A 15500-nucleotide genomic window follows, 5' to 3' on the forward strand; every position below is an offset into this window, starting at 1 on the left:
GGTAGGCCACCGCCGCGGGCGGTTCAGACCTCGAACCAGACGATCTTCCCGTGTGCGGTGGTCCGCGTCCCCCAGCTCAGCGACAGCTGGTCGACCAGGTAGAGGCCGCGGCCGCCTTCCTCGCCGTACTGGACGGTGCGCAGCCGCGGCGCCGCGTCGAGTTCGTCGGCCACCTCGCACACCACGGTCGCGGTCCCGCGCAGCAGGCGCAGCCCGATCGGTCCGCGGCCGTACCGCAGCGCGTTGGTGACCAGTTCGCTGACAAGCAGTTCGACCACGTCGGTCACGTCCGGGACGGGCCGAGCCGGCCTGCCGTCGTGGTCGCGTTCGGCGGCGGACCACGCGAGCAGTTGGCGGCGCACCAGTTCGCGCGCGCGGCCGGCGACCGTCGGCTGGCTGGTGAGCACCCACGAGGCGAGTTGGTCCTCGGGGAATCGGCCGAGCGAAGCGATCAAGAGGGTCGCATCGTCGCCGCGCTGCGGCCCGAGCAGCGGCTCGAAGGCCGCGTCGCAGGCGGCTTCGAGCCGGCGGGCGTCCGCCTGGCCGGGAGCCGATCCGGTGGCCTGCGGCCACGGGCCCACCGGCGACGACTTCGACAGCGCTCCGAGCAGTTCGTCGATTCCGGTCTCGATGTCCCGGTCCCGGCCTTCTACCAGGCCGTCCGTGTAGAGGGCCAGCGCGCAGCCGGGTTCGACCACGAACCGGCGCTCCTCGAAGCGCTGACCGCCGAGGCCCAGCGGCGCGCCGGGCGAGAGCTCGACCAGTTCGACGCCGCCACCCGCGGTGGCCAGCACCGGCGGCGGATGCCCGGCGCTGGCCAGGACACACTCCCCCGTAACGGGGTCGTACACGGTGTAGACACAGGTGGCCAGGTGCGATTCGCTCATCGAGTGCCCTAATGCGTCCAGTTCGCGCAGCACCAGCGCCGGACTCAGGTCCAGTTGCGCCAGCGTGCGGGCAGCGGTGCGGAACTGGCTCATGATGCCGGCCGCGGACAGCCCGCTGCCCATCACGTCGCCGATGACGAAAGCGATGCGCCGGCACGGCAGCCGGATCACGTCCCACCAGTCCCCGCCGACCTGCGCGCCCGTCGGTCCCGGACGGTAGCGGAACGCGACCTGCGTGCCTTCCACGGCCTCGAACCGTTGTGGCAGCAGCGAGCGTTGCAGCATCAGCGCCGTGTCGCGCTCGCGCAGGTAGAGCCGCGCGTTGTCCATACTGACCGCGGCTCGCGCGGCGAGCTCGTCGGCGGTTTCGAGGTCGACCAGCGTGAAGGCGCCGCGCTGCGGGTTGCGCTGGAAACGGACCGCGCCGAGTAGCGATCCGCGGGCCTTCAACGGTGTGACGATGCTGCGCTCAGCGGGCCGGGCGCTGGTTGATTCGAGGTACGCCGGGCCGCCTTCGTCCAGCACGGTCGGCGTCACAGGCTGCGGTGTCTGAGGCTGCGGAGGCATCGGAGGTGTCGGAGGCGTCGGATGCGTCGGATGCGTCGGAGGTGCTGGTGACGGTGGCGGAGGTGCTGGTGACGGTGGCGGAGGTGCTGGTGACGGTGGCGGAGGTGCTGGTGACGGTGGCGGCGGTGTCGTCGACGGTGGCGGCGGCACGGCCGAGGCCGGCTCTCGCGCATCCGAGGCGAGTTCGAGAAACCTCGCGCGGCCGCCGACCAGGCAGTCGTGCAGTTGCGTGCCGGGCTCGATCGGCGGCAATCTGCGGTCCGCCCCGCGCAGTCTCGTCCGGCGGCCGGAATGCTTTCTGGGCGGTGTTCCCTGCGGCTGCGCGCCGGATGCGGCTGCGCCGGCTTGGCTGCGGATCGCGGCCGTGCGCACGTAAAGCGTCGGGCCCGGCGTGGCGGCCGACAGGGCCGCGGAGGAGATGGTGGCTACCGTTCCCGAGTGGGCGACCCCGGGTTGCCGGGTGGCGTCAAGCAGGAAGACCGTGGCCGTGTCGCAGAACTGCGGCACGGCGACCTCCGCGAGCGCTGCCGCGATCCGGTCGATGTCCAACGTGGTGCCGATGCGGCTGTTGGCCGCGCTCAGCAGCGCGGCGCGCTCGCGAGCGAGCCGATTGCGCTCGACTGTCTCCTGACGCTCCGTCACGTCCACCACGACCGCGGTCAGCCCGACGACCCGGCCGTCCTCGGTCTGGAGCCGGGCGTAGGAGATGGACCAGTAGCGCCAGCGGCCCGCTTCGGCGTTGCGCGTCGAGCCCTTGACCAGCATGTCCACAACCGGCTCACCGGTGTCGAGCACGTGCTGCTGAAGCAGCGGCACGCTTTGCCCCAGCTCGGGGACGATGTCCTCCAGCCGCCTGCCGACGTGTCCGTCCGCGGGAACTCCGTCGTAACCGGACAGCGCCTTGTTGACCAGCACGTACCGGCGCTCGGTGTCGTAAATCGCGATGCCGACCGGGACCTGGTCGAACAGGGTCTCGAACAGGGCCCGCTCGACGTCGATGTGCCGCGGATCCACCGCGGAAGCCGCCAGCTGGGTCAGGCTTCGTCCGTAAGCGGCGCCGATGACCGTCCGCCACGCGGCGGCATCAGGCTCGGGTCCGGGCTCGGGCTCGGCTCCGGGCCCGGGCTCAGGTGCGTCGTCGGCCACGCCCTCGGGATCCGGCACCGCCGCGCCAGCCGCCCTCCGGTCCGGCGCACCGCCGGTGGACGAATCGAAGGCTGCGGGCATCTACGGTCCTGGGGTTCGGTGACTGGCTGCCCGGAGTCCTTCCCGCAAAGTATGATCTTTATATTGCGCGCCGAGCTAGTTAGGCCACTTGGCTGACGTCGCCGGCGGCTGCGCGTTCCTTCAGCGCGTCGAGGATGAGCAGATCACCGTCCAACCACGCCAGCGCGCGCGCTTCGGCGGATTCCGGGCGCACCCACCGCAACGCGTCGTGGCTTCCGGCGACCCGCGGCTCGCCCGCCTCGATCGCCGCGAAGTAGGTGCGCACCACCATCGAGGCGCCCGCGGCCTCGTACTGCGGGCCGATCCGGTCCCCCACCGCGATCCGCACGCCGAGTTCCTCGCCGCACTCGCGGATCAGGGCCGCGGCTTCGCTCTCGCCCGGCTCGACCTTGCCTCCGGGGAACTCCCAACGGCCGGCCAGCTGCGGCGGCCCGACCCGCCGGGCCGCGAGGATCAGCCCGTCGCGTTCGATCACCGCCGCGACGACGACGCGCACGCTCTCCTGCATGCGCGACATCGTCCCACGGATCGTCCCGCGGACCGGGCGAGGAGCGCGGCGAGCCACAACGTGGTGACGCACGCCACATTGGCCGCCGCGCGCGCGACGCCGCAGCCGCCGGAAACGAAAGTCCTCATGATTCATTGCGACGTCAACAACAAAGTGAGCCATCAGGCCGGTTAATTCGGAGTTCTGTTGCGCAGACACCGGTGCTGCATCATCGAATCGTTGTGTTCAGCGCTCTCGACGGCTCGGCCGACTCGCCGCATACTCAGGATCATGTCCGAGGCTCCGCAGCTGCGAATGCACACATACGACGCGCATCTGGCCGACTTGGTCTTCGACTACATGCGCGAGCGCCTGCAACTCGACCCGGTACCGCTCGACCATCCCGGAGAGCGCGCCAAGCTCGAGGCCGCGCTCAGCGGCCTGCTCGGCGAGCAGGGGCACGATCCCGCCCAGGTGCTGTCCGTCTACGCGGAACAGCTCGCCCCCGCCGTGATCTCCTGCGACAGCCCGCGCTTCCTGTCCTTCATCCCGGCCGCGCCCACCAAGGCCGCGCTGCTGTTCGACATGGTCGTCTCCTGCGCCTCGCTGCAAGGGATCTCCTGGCTGGAGGCTGCCGGCGCGATCGCCGCGGAAAACCAGGTGCTGCGCCTGATCGCGGACCTGGCCGGGCTGCCCGCGGGCGCCGGGGGCTGCTTCGTCACCGGTGGTTCAGCCGGCAACCTTTCCGCGCTCGTCGTCGCGCGCGACACCGCCCGGCTCAGGCTCGGCCTCGGCGCCTACGACCGCGTCCGCATCGCGGTGAGCGACCAGGCGCACTCCTCCGTGGGCAATACGCTGCGCATCATCGGCGTCGAGGCGTTCGTCGTACCGACGGCGGATCACCGATTCACCGGTGCGGACCTGCGGGCCGCCCTGACTCACGACACTGACGATGCGCCCGTCATCGGCGTCGTCGCGACCGCGGGCACGACGAACGCAGGCATCGTCGACGACCTGGCCGGGCTCGGGGAAGTGGCCCGCGATTTCGACCTCTGGTATCACGTGGACGGCGCATACGGAGGCGCCGGGCTGTTCGCGCCGAGCGTGCGCGCGAAATACGCCGGCATCGAGCTCGCGGACTCGTTCGTGATCGATCCGCACAAGTGGCTTTTCGCGCCCTTCGACTGTGCCGCCGTGCTTTATCGGCAACCGCGTTTGGCGAAGGCGGTACACACGCAGGACGCCTCGTACCTGGACGTGATCCACACGGATACCCCAGAGGAGTGGAACCCGACCGACTACGCGTACCACCTCACTCGCCGGGCGCGCGGGCTACCCCTCTGGTTCTCCCTGGCGGTGCACGGTACCGACGCGTATCGGGACGCCATCGAGGGGGCGCTGTCTACGGCCCGCCAGGCCGCGGACCTGATCCGCCGGAACCCGGATCTGGAGCTGGTGCGCGAGCCCGAGCTTTCCGTGGTGCTGTTCCGGCGCAAGGGCTGGGAACCGGCGGATTACCACGCCTGGTCCCGGCGGCTGTTGGCCGGACAGGTCGCCTTCGTCACCCCGACGGGCTGGGAGGGCGAGACGGTGGCCAGGTTCGCGTTCCTGCATCCGGAGACGACCGCCGCGATGGTCGGGGAGATCCTCGCCACGGTCTGAGTCTGACGGACCTCTGGGCCGGGAAAGGCTTGCGGGTAGCGCGAGCTGGGGTGACGCGCGGTGGCACGCGTCCTGCGAGCGCCACAGGGGCTCGCTGAACGCCGGGCCGGACGCCGAACTCAAGAGGCTGATCGTAGGTGTCCGTCGCGGCTTGGAATGCCGCAGTTGGGCCGGTGATCCGATCCTGATCCACTATCGAGTGTTCCGGCCGTTGTTGCACCGTCGCGACGCCGCGCGATTCAATACCCTCCACACGCTGGGGGAGGGGTCATGGAGCCGCTCACGCAGGGCGATCCCGCCCGGATCGGACCGTTCCGGCTGGTCGCCAGACTGGGCCGGGGCGGGATGGGCCGGGTGTATCTCGCCCGTTCCGAGTCCACGGGCCGGGCCGTCGCCGTCAAGACCGTCCACGGCGAGCTGCTTGCCGACACCGAGTTCCGCACCCGGTTCTCGCACGAGGTGGCCGCGGCGGTAAAGGTGCGCGACGAGTACATCGCCGAGGTCGTTGACGCCGATCCGGACGGCGCGACGCCGTGGCTTGCCACCGCGTATGTGCCCGGAATCTCGGTCGAGGACGCGGTGCGCCGCTTCGGGCCGCTGCCGGCCGATTCGGTGCGCGTCCTCGGGCTCTGCGTCGCGAAGGCGGTGGCGGCGATCCACTCCGTCGGCCTGGTGCACCGGGACCTCAAGCCGGGCAACGTGCTGCTGACCGCCGCCGGGCCGAAGGTCATCGACTTCGGTATCGCCCGCGGGGTGAGCGAGGCGGCCCTGACGAGAACCGGCATGGTGAGCGGTTCGCCTCCGTACATGGCGCCGGAACAACTGGGGTACGGCCAGTTCAGCGCGGGCTCGGACGTGTTCTCGCTCGGCGCGGTACTCCACTACGCGGCGACCGCGGCGGGCCCGTACGGGCGCGGCGGCGCACAGGAGCAGTACGCGCGGGCCATGGGCGTGGGTCCGGTCGTCGACCCGGCGCTGCCCGACCTCCTGTTCGAACTGGTACGCCGCTGCTTCGCCGCCGAACCGGCCGCCCGGCCGAGCACGGCCGAGGTGGTGCGCGCGTTGGAGGCGCATCCGGGCGAGCGCCCGCTGCCCGGCTGGCTGCCGAGCGCGGTGATCTCGGACATCCTGGCGCAGGCGACGGACGCGCTGAACAAGGACTCCGCGGCGGGGCTCGCGGCGCAACGCCCGTCGAGTGCGCCGCCGAACTCGCCGCCGCGGGAAAACGGCCGGGACACCCCCTCGTCGCCTGCGTCGTCATGGCATGGTCCCGGCTTCGCGCCGCCGTCCGAACCCTCATATCGAGCCGCGCAGCCACAGCCACAGCCACAGCCACAGCTGCCACCCCAGCAGGCGCTGCGACCGCCCGCACCGTTCAAGGGCACGTCCCCGTCGTCATCAGGCCCGGAAGCGGCCTCCGCACCCGGGCGACCCGAGCCCCAGTCATTCCAGTCATTCCAGCCGTACCAGTCGCAGCGGTCGCAGACCGAGGCACCACTCCATCCGCCCCCGCTCCAAGCAGTTCCGCACTTTCGAACCGGACCCGGTATGGCTCAACGCGCGTATGCACCGCCGCCGTATCCGCAGCAGGCCGTCTCCCCGGCGTCCGGGCTCTATGGCCATCCGCACCAAGCACACGCGCCGTCAAACGGCATCGCCACCGCCGCACTCGTACTCTCGCTGGTTGGCGTCGTCGCGCCATGCACGCTGTTGGTCGCGCTGCCGTTGGGCATCGCCGGCCTCGCCAAGGCACGCAAGAACGGCGCGGGGCACGGTCAGGCGCTCGCTGGGACGGTCGTGTCGAGCGTGCTGCTGGCGGGATGGGTCGCGCTCATCGCCGCCATCGCGGCGCTCCACGCCGGATGACGTAAGCCGCCGCCTGTACGGCCCTGCGAGTCAGCACGGATCCAGCACCATCACGCAACCAGCATGCCTGGATCACTGTGTAACACAGTGGCACGGTGCTACAGTGTGTGCATGAAGCCAATTACCGCACGCGCACGCGTCAGAGGGAATCGGCATCAAGTGACCCTTCCTCCGGAGATTCGTCGCGCGCTGCAGGTCGGCGAGGACGACGAACTTGAGTTCACCGTCGCCGACTCCGGCGAGGTGACCGTGCGCGGATACCGTTCGATTCCTGTTGACCAGCTGTGGTTCTTCACTCCCGAATGGCAGCGCAAAGAGCAAGACGCCGATCAGGAACTGGCCCTGCGTGGCACGAGTGAGACATTCCCGGACGGTGAGTCCTTTATCTCCGCACTCGCGGACTCCGCTGGAATCAGCGCCGAAGAATTCCGTCGGTCAACGCGCTGATGCCGACGTACGCATGGATCTCACTGTTTCGGCGCGACTGGCAGAAGCTGACGCGGGACCAGCAGGTCGCATTCCTTCGCGCCGTAGTGATTTTCGTCGAGGATCTCGCGGCCGGCGCAGGGTTCCGGCCAGGGCTGCGGGTCAAGAAGATGAAGGGCCATGAGAACATCTGGGAAATGACCTGGGCCCCCGACGGCCGGGCGACCTTCAGCTACGCGGAACCTGTGCAGCCCGGCCACCCGCACATCATCTGGCGTCGGATAGGTGCACACGAGATCTTCAATGAGTCCTGATCATTATTGGTCAGAGCCTCACACGTTGAAGCGGAACTCGACCACGTCGCCGTCGGCCATGACGTATTCCTTACCCTCGATGCGGGCCTTGCCTCGGGCACGCGCCTCCGCGACGGACCCGGCGTCCACCAGGTCCTGGAACGAGACCACCTCGGCCTTGATGAACCCGCGCTGGAAATCGGTGTGGATGACGCCGGCGGCCTCGGGCGCGGTCGCGCCCTTGCGGATCGTCCAGGCCCGCGCCTCCTTAGGGCCGGCCGTCAGGTACGTCTGGAGGCCGAGCGTGTCGAAGCCGACCCTGGCCAGCTGGGTGATCCCGGACTCCTGCTGCCCCATGCTCTGCAGCAGTTCCAACGCCTCGTCGTCCGACAGCTCGATCAGCTCGGACTCGATCTTCGCGTCCAGGAACACCGCCTCGGCGGGGGCGACCAGCGCGCGCAGCTCGTCCTTGAGCTGATCGTTGGTCAGCTCTTCCTCGTCGACGTTGAACACGTAGATGAACGGCTTGGCGGTGAGCAGGTGCAGCTCGCGCAGCGGCGCGGGGTCGAGGCCGGCGGCGTAGACCGTCGTGCCCCCCTCCAGTACCTTCCCGGCCTGCTCGATCGCGGCGAGCACGGGCTGCTTGTCCTTGGCCATCCGCGCCTCCTTCTGCAGGCGCGGCAAGACCTTCTCGATGGTCTGCAGGTCAGCCAGGATCAGCTCGGTGTTGATCGTCTCCAGGTCGCCGCGCGGATCCACCTTGCCGTCCACATGGTGCACGTCCGAGTCGGTGAACACCCTGATGACCTGGCAGATCGCGTCGGCCTCGCGGATGTGAGCGAGGAACTTGTTGCCCAGGCCCTCGCCCTCGGACGCGCCGCGCACGATCCCGGCGATGTCCACGAAGGAGACCGTGGCCGGCACGATCCGCTCCGACTTGAACAGGCGGCCCAGCACCGCGAGCCGCGGATCGGGCACGCCCACCACCCCGACGTTCGGCTCGATGGTCGCGAACGGGTAGTTCGCGGCGAGCACGTCGTTCTTGGTCAGCGCGTTGAAGAGGGTCGACTTGCCGACGTTCGGCAGCCCGACGATTCCGATCTGCAGGCCCATGGACGGCAAGTCTAGTTGTCCGTACGGGCGCGAACTCCCACGATGGTGTCTCGTGAACGTTGGAGAGCTGGTGCTGCTGCTGATCGGGCTCGCCCTCGGTCTGGTGCTCGGTGTGTTGTGGGAACGCGGACGGGGACGCGCGCCGTCCGCGGAGGCGCTGGAGCGGTCCACCGACCGGCTGCTGGGCTTGGCCGACCAGCAGTTCGCCCAGGTCGGCCGGCCGATCCAGGAGTCGCTGAGGCATCTGGACGACCGGTTGCGGGAGATCGAGCGCGAACGCAGTTCGGCGCAGGCCGCGCTGTCCCGGCAGATCGAGGACGTGCGCACGACCGGCGAGGAACTGCGCGGGCAGACCGCCGCGCTGGTCACCGCGCTGCGGGCGCCGCAGGTCCGGGGACGCTGGGGTGAGCTGCACCTGCGCCGCGCGGTCGAACTGGCCGGGCTGGTGGACCGCTGCGACTTCACCGAGCAGTTGGTCGTCGGGGCGAGCGCCGACGGCGACGAGGGCGCCGCGCGCCCGGACCTGGTCGTGCACCTGGCCGGCGGGAAGAACGTGGTCGTAGACGCCAAGGTTCCCCTCGGGGCGTTCCTGGAGGCGGCCGAGGCGCGCGACGAGGACGTGCGCGCTGAACGGCTACGGGCGCACGCGCGGCAGCTGAGGGCGCACGTAGAGCAGTTGGCTTCGCGAGCGTACTGGAAGCGGTTGAACGCGGCCGGAGCTTCGACCCCCGAGTTCGTGGTGCTGTTCGTGCCGGGAGAAGCCTTCCTGTCCTACGCGCTCGAAGCGGACTCGAACCTGCTTGAGTACGCGGCGGACCGACGCGTGATGCTCGCCTCACCGACCACACTCATCACGCTGCTGCGTACCGTCGCTTACGCGTGGTCTCAGGACACATTGGCCACAGAGGCTCGTTCGATCGTCGATCTCGGTCGGGACCTCTACGACCGGATCGGCGTACTGGCCGGCCACATCGACCGGCTCGGCGGATCGCTCGGCAGCGCGGTCACGGCGTACAACCGGGCGGTCGGGTCGCTGGATTCGCGGGTCCTGGTGGCCGCGCGGCGGCTGCACGACCTCGGCGTCGGCGAGGCGCCCCCTCAGGAGCCGCGGCACCTCGACACCGCGCCACGCTCCCCCAGCGCGCTGGACACGTTGCTGCCGCTGCCGAGCGCACCAGGCAGCCTCGCGCCGCGCGCGCCATCCGACCGGATAACGCCTTAAGAGGGCACCAAGCGCGCGCCAGATACACGCGACAGGACCGACCGATCCTCCGGACGGGTGATCAACAGGCGTGGCACCGGCTGCGGCGGCCGGACGGCTCGTACCGTGACGCCCATGAGCCAGCACCGGTCGCCGGAACACGGAGCTGAAGAGGAGGAACGGTGGGGCCCCCGGCCGGCTCCCGCCCGCCCCGGTGACTCGCGGGTGCGGCGGCCGGGCGACGGTCCGGCCCGGCTGGTCAAGCGGTCCGGTCCGGCGCGCCCCGTCTCCGCCAACCACTCGGCCCCGCGGCAGCACGCCCGGGCCTCGCTCTCCCGGCCGTTGACCGGCAGCATGCCGCTCACCGCGTTCGGAGTGTCCTTCGTCCTGCTGGGCACCTGCCTCGCCGGCGCCGCGCTGGACCTGCTCCTGGTCGGCACGGCGGCGTGGTGCCTCATCGGGCTGTTCCTGGCCGGCAGCGCCTACGCGGCGCTGCACGTGCGGCGCAGCGACTGGTATTCGGCCGTGGTCGGCCCACCGCTCGCCTTCGCGTGCGGACTGTTGCTCATCGCCACGTTCTCGCCGCACGATCTGGCCACGGGGCTGACAGGCACGATCGCCACCATGCTGGAGCTGCTGGCGTACAAGGCGCGCACGGTCTTCCTGGGTACCGCGCTCGCGCTGTTCATCACGCTGATGCGCCGTCTGCCCGTCCGGAAGTAGCCGGATCCGGTACGCGCCGACGGCGGCCGGTGGTCAACTGCGCGGTCAGCTCTCCTTGAGGTTGCGCCTCAGTTCATGCGGAAGCGCGAACAGCAGTTTCTCCTGTGCCGAGCGGACTTCTTCGACATCGGTGTATCCGTGCTCCGCAAGCAGCGCCAACACTCCCTGCACCAGTTCCTCGGGCACGGAGGCTCCTGAGGTCAGGCCGACCGTGCTCGCGCCCTCGAACCAGGACGGATCGATCTCGTCGGCGCGGTCGACCAGGTACGCGGAACCGGCTCCCGCCTCCAACGCGACCTCGACCAGCCGCACCGAGTTGGAGGAGTTCGTCGAGCCGACCACGATCACCAGGTCCGACTGCGGCGCGATCCGCTTGACCGCGACCTGGCGGTTCTGCGTCGCGTAGCAGATGTCGTCCGACGGCGGATCGATCATCTGCGGGAAGCGTTCGCGCAGCTTCGCGACGGTCTGCTCGGTCTCGTCGACCGACAACGTGGTCTGCGACAGCCAGGCGACTTTCGACGGGTCGCGCACCTCGACCTGTGCGACCCCCTCAGGGCCGTCCACCAGCTTGATGTGCTCGGGCGCCTCACCGGTGGTGCCGATGACCTCCTCGTGGCCCTCGTGGCCGATGAGCAGGATGTCGTAGCCCTCGTCCGCGAAGCGCACCGCCTCCTTGTGCACCTTGGTCACCAGCGGGCAGGTCGCGTCGATGGTCCGCAGCCGCCGCTGCGACGCCTGGTCGTGCACTTCGGGCGCGACGCCGTGCGCGGAGAAGATCACGATCGAGCCCTGGGGCACCTCCTCGTTCTCCTCGACGAAGACGGCGCCGCGTTCCTCCAGCGTCTTTACGACGTGCTTGTTGTGCACGATCTGCTTTCGTACGTAAACCGGCGCTCCGTACCGCTCGAGCGCGCGTTCGACGGTCTGGACCGCGCGGTCGACGCCTGCACAGTAGCCGCGCGGCGCGGCGAGCAGTACCCGCTTGCGAGAGGCGTCGGCTGAGGCGGAGGCGTCGGCGGAGGGCGAGTCGGTGGCCGGTACGGAACCGGAGGCGGTGACCATGCCTCCATGGTATTCGTGGTGGAGCGGGGCACCCCAGTGCGGGAGAGCCGATCTTTACATCTCCCGCACACTTTTCCGTGGGTCGGGCCGTTGCTCTGCGGTGTGTCTGCGGCGGGCGACAATCCGTCCGCGCCGGTCTGTCCGTTCCGGCCGATAACGTTGTGACATGGCGCTGCAAACATCCTTCGAGCACCCGGTGCCGGTCTCCGAGCTCGCCAAGATGGTCGGGGACTGGATCGACCGGCTCGGCGCGATCTGGGTCGAAGGCCAGGTCACCCAGATCAGCCGTAGGCCGGGGGCCGGGATGGTGTTCCTGACGCTGCGTGACCCGTCACATGACGTATCGGTCAACGTCACCTGCTACCGGAGCGTGTACGACAAGGTGATGCCCGCTCCCTCCGAGGGCGCGCGAATGGTGGTGTGGGCCAAGCCGAACTTCTATCGGCCGCGCGGGCAGTTCTCGCTGCTCGCGCAGGAACTGCGGCCGGTCGGCATCGGCGAGCTGCTGGCCAGGCTGGAGGAGCTCAAGCGCAGGCTGGCTGCGGAAGGGCTCTTCGATACGGCGCTCAAGAAGCGGCTGCCGTTCCTGCCGCACCTGATCGGGCTGATCTGCGGCCGGGCCTCGGCCGCCGAGAAGGACGTGCTGGAGAATGCCCAGCGGCGCTGGCCCGGAGTGCGATTCGAGGTGCGCGAGACGGCGGTGCAGGGAGCCGGGGCGGTGACCGGGGTCACCGCGGCGCTGGCCGAACTCGACGCGCACCCCGAGGTCGACGTGATCGTGATCGCGCGCGGCGGCGGCTCGGTGGAGGACCTGCTGCCGTTCTCCGACGAGCAGCTGATCCGCGCGGTCGCGGCCTGTGATACGCCGGTGGTCTCGGCGATCGGGCACGAACCCGACTCGCCGCTGCTCGACCTGGTCGCGGACGTGCGGGCCTCGACGCCGACGGACGCGGCGAAGCGGATCGTGCCGGACGTGCGCGAGGAGACTGAGCGGGTCTCACTCGCGCGGCGCCGGCTGTGGAGCGCGATCAACCAGCTGCTTGACCGCGAACAGCACGCGCTGGGCGGGTTCAGGTCACGGCCGGTGCTCGCCGTGCCGTACGTGATGCTCGATCAGCGTGCACAGGAGATCGTGGCGCTGCGGGACCGTGCGTATCGGTGCGCTCGGCACAAGGTGACCCAGGACGGAGAGGTGCTGACGCAGACCCTGGCGCGGGTGCGCGCGCTCTCGCCGCTGGCGACGCTGGAGCGCGGCTACGCGGTCGTGCAGCGGGCGGACGGGGCGGTCGTGCGCAAGCCCGCGGAGGTCGAGCCGGGTGACCCGCTGACCCTGCGCTTGGCCGGCGGCGCCTTGGCCGCTACCGTCGCCGCCGCCCGACTCAGCGTGCCGGCTCCAGCCACGCCGTGAGCGCGAGTCCGCGCGGCTCGTGGAAACCGAGGTCGCGATAGAGCCATTCGCCCTGCTCGGAGGCGTGCAGGTCGACTCGCGGCACGTGGCGGGAGCGCAGCCAGTCCAACGTGGCGACCACGACCGCGCGGGCGTGACCCTGGCGGCGGAAACGCGGATCGGTGGCGACGCTCAGGATGTAGCCGGTCGTTCCGCTCGGGTTCGCCGGGCCGGGCAGCCGTTGCTGGATCACGCCGACGCTGCCCGCGGCCAGCATGCCGGGCTGGTCCGGGGCGTCGGTGACGAAAGCCTGAAGCGGACCGCCGGGATCTGCCAGCGCGGCGCGGAAGGCTTCGGCGCACGGCTCGCGCCAGCCGTGATCGAGGACCGGCCCGAACGTGGAGATCATCACTTCGCGCAGCCGGGTCAGCTCCTCGGCGTCGGCGACGACCGCTTGACGCGCCGCTATTCCCACGATCGGGCTCCCTTTCGCTCGCGCTCGCCCCGGCAACCTATCGTTGTCGCCATGGGTGAAGAAGCGAATTCCGCCGACAGGGATTCCGAGGCGGGCCGGGATGTCAGCGGGCTCGGCTACGAGCAGGCGCGCGAGGAACTGGTCGCGACGGTGCAGCGGCTGGAGGCCGGCGGGCTGTCGCTGGAGGAGTCGTTGGCGCTGTGGGAGCGCGGCGAGGCGCTGGCCGCGCACTGCCAGGCGAAGCTTGACGGCGCCCGGGCCCGCCTGGACGCGGCCGTGGCGGCACGCGAGGAGGGTTGACCTATCGCGTCGCGTGCCGCTGCTGCCCTCGTCAGCGCAAGGCCGCGGCGAGTCGCTCCAGTTCGGCCAGCGGGGCGCTGCCCGCCACGATCACCGTCGACTTGCCGTCCTGCGCGCTCAGCAGTGTGCGCAGCCCGCCCGGGGTGGTTCCGCTGTAACGCTGCCATACGTTCGGCGTCGCCCCGGCGATCTGCACCGTGGCGTCCGGGCTCGCGTTGGAGTGCTGGTCGCTGAGGTAGCCGGAGAGTGGTTCGGTGGTCTGCTCCAGTGTGGCGTAGCCGCCGCCCGGGGTCAGGTAGCCGACGTGCCAGTCGGCCGCGCCGGAGCCGGCCGGCTGGTAGTAGGCCGAGGTGAGCTTCCAGTCGGCGGGCAGCCCGGCCGGGGCCAGCACGGTGAACGGCTCGGCCGCACGGGCCGCGGAGAGTTCGGACTGGTAGGAGCCGGTGTCCATGACGTGCACCGGGTTCCCCGCCTTCGACGGTTTGAGCACCAGCACCACCGCGATGGGCACCGCGATGACCAGCAGTGAGAGCACCATGTCCCGGACCGTGGTCTTCAGTCGCGCGTTCGCCTTCGCCATGTCCCCATCGTCCCCGATCGGCCGCTGGGCCCCGGCGCCGGGGGCCGGGTTGTCCGCGTCGCTACGATCGATAGATCAGCGCACCTGCCGGCCGCCCCCTCATCGGCCGCCATCTGCCGATGTCCCCGTGCGGAAGGACACCCTCATGACCAGCACCGTCAAGCCCGAGACCCCATACCCGCCCGAAAATCCGCAGCTTCCCGACCGGAACCTGGCGCTGGAGCTGGTGCGCGTCACCGAGGCGGCGGCGCTGGCGGCAGGCCGCTGGGTCGGCCGGGGCGACAAGATCGGTGCGGACGGCGCCGCCGTCGGAGCCATGCGGCATCTGATCAACACCGTCTCGATGAACGGCGTGGTGGTGATCGGGGAGGGCGAGAAGGACAACGCCCCGATGCTGTTCAACGGCGAGCAGGTCGGCGACGGCGACGGCCCGGAGTGCGACGTGGCCGTGGATCCGATCGACGGCACGACACTGAACGCGAAGGGCATGCCCAACGCGATCGCGGTGATCGCGTTGGCCGAGCGCGGCGCGATGTACGACCCGTCCGCGGTGTTCTACATGGAGAAGCTGGTCACCGGCGCGGATGCCGCCGCCGAGGTGGACATCACCGCGCCGGTCGAGCACAACATCCGGGCGGTCGCCCGGGCCAAGGGCAGCAAGCCGTCCGAGGTGACGGTGGTCATCCTGGACCGTCCCCGGCACGAGGAACTGGTGCGGCAGGTCCGGGAGACCGGAGCGCGGATCAAGTTCATCTCGGACGGCGACGTCGCGGGCGCGATCATGGCGGCGCGTCCGGACACCGGTGTGGATCTGCTGCTGGGCATCGGCGGCACCCCGGAGGGCATCATCGCGGCCTGCGCCATGAAGTGCCTGGGCGGGGTGATCCAGGGCCGGCTGTGGCCGCGGGACGATGCCGAGCGGCGCAAGGCGCTGGACGCGGGCCACGACCTCGATCGGGTACTGAGGACGGATGAACTGGTGACCGGCGACAACGCATTCGTCGCGATCACCGGTATCACCGACGGCGAGTTGGTGCGGGGTGTGCGGTACCGCGCAGGCGGAGCCATAACGTCCTCGCTCGTGATGCGTTCGAAGAGCGGGACGGTGCGACGCATCGATTCCGAGCACCGGTTGGACAAGTTGCGCCTGTTCAGCGCGATCGACTTCGGCTGAGACCCCTAGGGGCGGGGGCGGCCATCGATGCAACCCGCGCGGCCGCGGTGCCGCGCGGCGCATCGGG

At 70.3% G+C, this 15500-nt stretch carries 15 protein-coding genes; 9 read left to right on the forward strand and 6 right to left on the reverse strand.

Features of this window, described 5'->3' with window-relative positions; translation table 11 throughout:
* Positions 1-23: 23 nt before the first annotated feature.
* Both KGA66_RS05165 and KGA66_RS05170 read right to left on the reverse strand, forming a co-directional pair.
* Positions 24-2681, reverse strand: coding sequence for a SpoIIE family protein phosphatase (locus KGA66_RS05165; protein ID WP_211465067.1), 2658 nt, complete (start codon positions 2679-2681; stop codon positions 24-26).
* A gap of 79 nt (positions 2682-2760) precedes the next feature.
* Positions 2761-3189: a (deoxy)nucleoside triphosphate pyrophosphohydrolase gene (locus tag KGA66_RS05170; protein ID WP_211465068.1), complete on the reverse strand. Its 429-nt coding sequence runs from the start codon at positions 3187-3189 to the stop codon at positions 2761-2763.
* A gap of 294 nt (positions 3190-3483) precedes the next feature.
* Here KGA66_RS05170 and KGA66_RS05175 point away from each other — a divergent pair, with 294 nt between their 5' ends.
* The 4 genes from KGA66_RS05175 to KGA66_RS05190 all read left to right on the forward strand — a co-directional run bounded on the left by KGA66_RS05175 (position 3484) and on the right by KGA66_RS05190 (position 7436).
* Positions 3484-4830: a pyridoxal phosphate-dependent decarboxylase family protein gene (locus KGA66_RS05175; protein WP_369015815.1), complete on the forward strand. Its 1347-nt coding sequence runs from the start codon at positions 3484-3486 to the stop codon at positions 4828-4830.
* Between the two features lie 270 nt (positions 4831-5100).
* A complete protein-coding gene (locus KGA66_RS05180) occupies positions 5101-6696 on the forward strand; it encodes a protein kinase domain-containing protein (RefSeq protein ID WP_211465074.1) in 1596 nt (531 codons plus the stop codon).
* A 111-nt stretch (positions 6697-6807) separates the two neighbouring features.
* Complete coding sequence (locus KGA66_RS05185) at positions 6808-7143, forward strand: AbrB/MazE/SpoVT family DNA-binding domain-containing protein (RefSeq protein ID WP_211465076.1); 336 nt, start codon at positions 6808-6810, stop codon at positions 7141-7143.
* Positions 7143-7436, forward strand: coding sequence for a hypothetical protein (locus KGA66_RS05190; RefSeq protein ID WP_211465078.1), 294 nt, complete (start codon positions 7143-7145; stop codon positions 7434-7436). The genes KGA66_RS05185 and KGA66_RS05190 overlap by 1 nt, the downstream gene beginning before the upstream one ends.
* Positions 7437-7454: 18 nt before the next feature.
* Here the strand turns inward: KGA66_RS05190 and ychF are convergent, their stop codons facing one another.
* The gene (gene ychF, locus KGA66_RS05195; protein ID WP_211465080.1) at positions 7455-8528 is read right to left on the reverse strand and encodes a redox-regulated ATPase YchF; all 1074 of its coding nucleotides are present in this window, start codon (positions 8526-8528) and stop codon (positions 7455-7457) included.
* Between the two features lie 52 nt (positions 8529-8580).
* Between ychF and KGA66_RS05200 the strand changes: the two genes are divergently transcribed.
* Both KGA66_RS05200 and KGA66_RS05205 read left to right on the forward strand, forming a co-directional pair.
* A complete protein-coding gene (locus tag KGA66_RS05200) occupies positions 8581-9750 on the forward strand; it encodes a DNA recombination protein RmuC (RefSeq protein WP_312886761.1) in 1170 nt (389 codons plus the stop codon).
* Positions 9751-9864: 114 nt separating this feature from the next.
* Positions 9865-10452: a DUF6542 domain-containing protein gene (locus KGA66_RS05205; RefSeq protein WP_211465084.1), complete on the forward strand. Its 588-nt coding sequence runs from the start codon at positions 9865-9867 to the stop codon at positions 10450-10452.
* Between the two features lie 45 nt (positions 10453-10497).
* On the opposite strand, the gene KGA66_RS05210 is transcribed toward KGA66_RS05205, so the two are convergent.
* Positions 10498-11517, reverse strand: coding sequence for a 4-hydroxy-3-methylbut-2-enyl diphosphate reductase (locus KGA66_RS05210; protein ID WP_211465086.1), 1020 nt, complete (start codon positions 11515-11517; stop codon positions 10498-10500).
* 166 nt (positions 11518-11683) lie between these two features.
* On the opposite strand from KGA66_RS05210, the gene xseA reads away from it, so the two are divergent.
* A complete protein-coding gene (gene xseA / locus KGA66_RS05215; RefSeq protein WP_211465088.1) occupies positions 11684-12925 on the forward strand; it encodes an exodeoxyribonuclease VII large subunit in 1242 nt (413 codons plus the stop codon).
* Here xseA and KGA66_RS31430 read toward each other — a convergent pair.
* On the reverse strand, positions 12897-13379 hold the full coding sequence (locus tag KGA66_RS31430) for a GNAT family N-acetyltransferase (protein WP_211465090.1): 483 nt from the start codon (positions 13377-13379) through the stop codon (positions 12897-12899). The genes xseA and KGA66_RS31430 overlap by 29 nt on opposite strands.
* A gap of 51 nt (positions 13380-13430) precedes the next feature.
* On the opposite strand from KGA66_RS31430, the gene KGA66_RS05225 reads away from it, so the two are divergent.
* The gene (locus KGA66_RS05225) at positions 13431-13679 is read left to right on the forward strand and encodes an exodeoxyribonuclease VII small subunit (RefSeq protein ID WP_211465092.1); all 249 of its coding nucleotides are present in this window, start codon (positions 13431-13433) and stop codon (positions 13677-13679) included.
* A gap of 31 nt (positions 13680-13710) precedes the next feature.
* Here KGA66_RS05225 and KGA66_RS05230 read toward each other — a convergent pair whose 3' ends face one another.
* On the reverse strand, positions 13711-14259 hold the full coding sequence (locus tag KGA66_RS05230) for a DUF4245 domain-containing protein (RefSeq protein WP_211465096.1): 549 nt from the start codon (positions 14257-14259) through the stop codon (positions 13711-13713).
* Between the two features lie 145 nt (positions 14260-14404).
* Here KGA66_RS05230 and glpX point away from each other — a divergent pair, with 145 nt between their 5' ends.
* Positions 14405-15433: a class II fructose-bisphosphatase gene (gene glpX / locus KGA66_RS05235; RefSeq protein ID WP_211465098.1), complete on the forward strand. Its 1029-nt coding sequence runs from the start codon at positions 14405-14407 to the stop codon at positions 15431-15433.
* Positions 15434-15500: the final 67 nt, after the last annotated feature.

It is taken from the genome of Actinocrinis puniceicyclus (assembly GCF_018283645.1).
GTDB lineage: Bacteria > Actinomycetota > Actinomycetes > Streptomycetales > Catenulisporaceae > Actinocrinis > Actinocrinis puniceicyclus.

Excerpts from the sequence above, each read along its gene's own strand:
- KGA66_RS05205 (WP_211465084.1), top strand. The coding sequence starts at position 9,865 with ATGAGCCAGCACCGGTCGCCGGAACACGGAGCTGAAGAGGAGGAACGG.
- KGA66_RS05210 (WP_211465086.1), bottom strand. The coding sequence starts at position 11,517 with ATGGTCACCGCCTCCGGTTCCGTACCGGCCACCGACTCGCCCTCCGCC.
- KGA66_RS05230 (WP_211465096.1), bottom strand. The coding sequence starts at position 14,259 with ATGGCGAAGGCGAACGCGCGACTGAAGACCACGGTCCGGGACATGGTG.
- KGA66_RS05190 (WP_211465078.1), top strand. The coding sequence starts at position 7,143 with ATGCCGACGTACGCATGGATCTCACTGTTTCGGCGCGACTGGCAGAAG.
- KGA66_RS05170 (WP_211465068.1), bottom strand. The coding sequence starts at position 3,189 with ATGCAGGAGAGCGTGCGCGTCGTCGTCGCGGCGGTGATCGAACGCGAC.
- KGA66_RS05180 (WP_211465074.1), top strand. The coding sequence starts at position 5,101 with ATGGAGCCGCTCACGCAGGGCGATCCCGCCCGGATCGGACCGTTCCGG.
- KGA66_RS05165 (WP_211465067.1), bottom strand. The coding sequence starts at position 2,681 with ATGCCCGCAGCCTTCGATTCGTCCACCGGCGGTGCGCCGGACCGGAGG.
- KGA66_RS05225 (WP_211465092.1), top strand. The coding sequence starts at position 13,431 with ATGGGTGAAGAAGCGAATTCCGCCGACAGGGATTCCGAGGCGGGCCGG.
- ychF (WP_211465080.1), bottom strand. The coding sequence starts at position 8,528 with ATGGGCCTGCAGATCGGAATCGTCGGGCTGCCGAACGTCGGCAAGTCG.
- KGA66_RS05175 (WP_369015815.1), top strand. The coding sequence starts at position 3,484 with ATGCACACATACGACGCGCATCTGGCCGACTTGGTCTTCGACTACATG.
- xseA (WP_211465088.1), top strand. The coding sequence starts at position 11,684 with ATGGCGCTGCAAACATCCTTCGAGCACCCGGTGCCGGTCTCCGAGCTC.
- glpX (WP_211465098.1), top strand. The coding sequence starts at position 14,405 with ATGACCAGCACCGTCAAGCCCGAGACCCCATACCCGCCCGAAAATCCG.
- KGA66_RS05185 (WP_211465076.1), top strand. The coding sequence starts at position 6,808 with ATGAAGCCAATTACCGCACGCGCACGCGTCAGAGGGAATCGGCATCAA.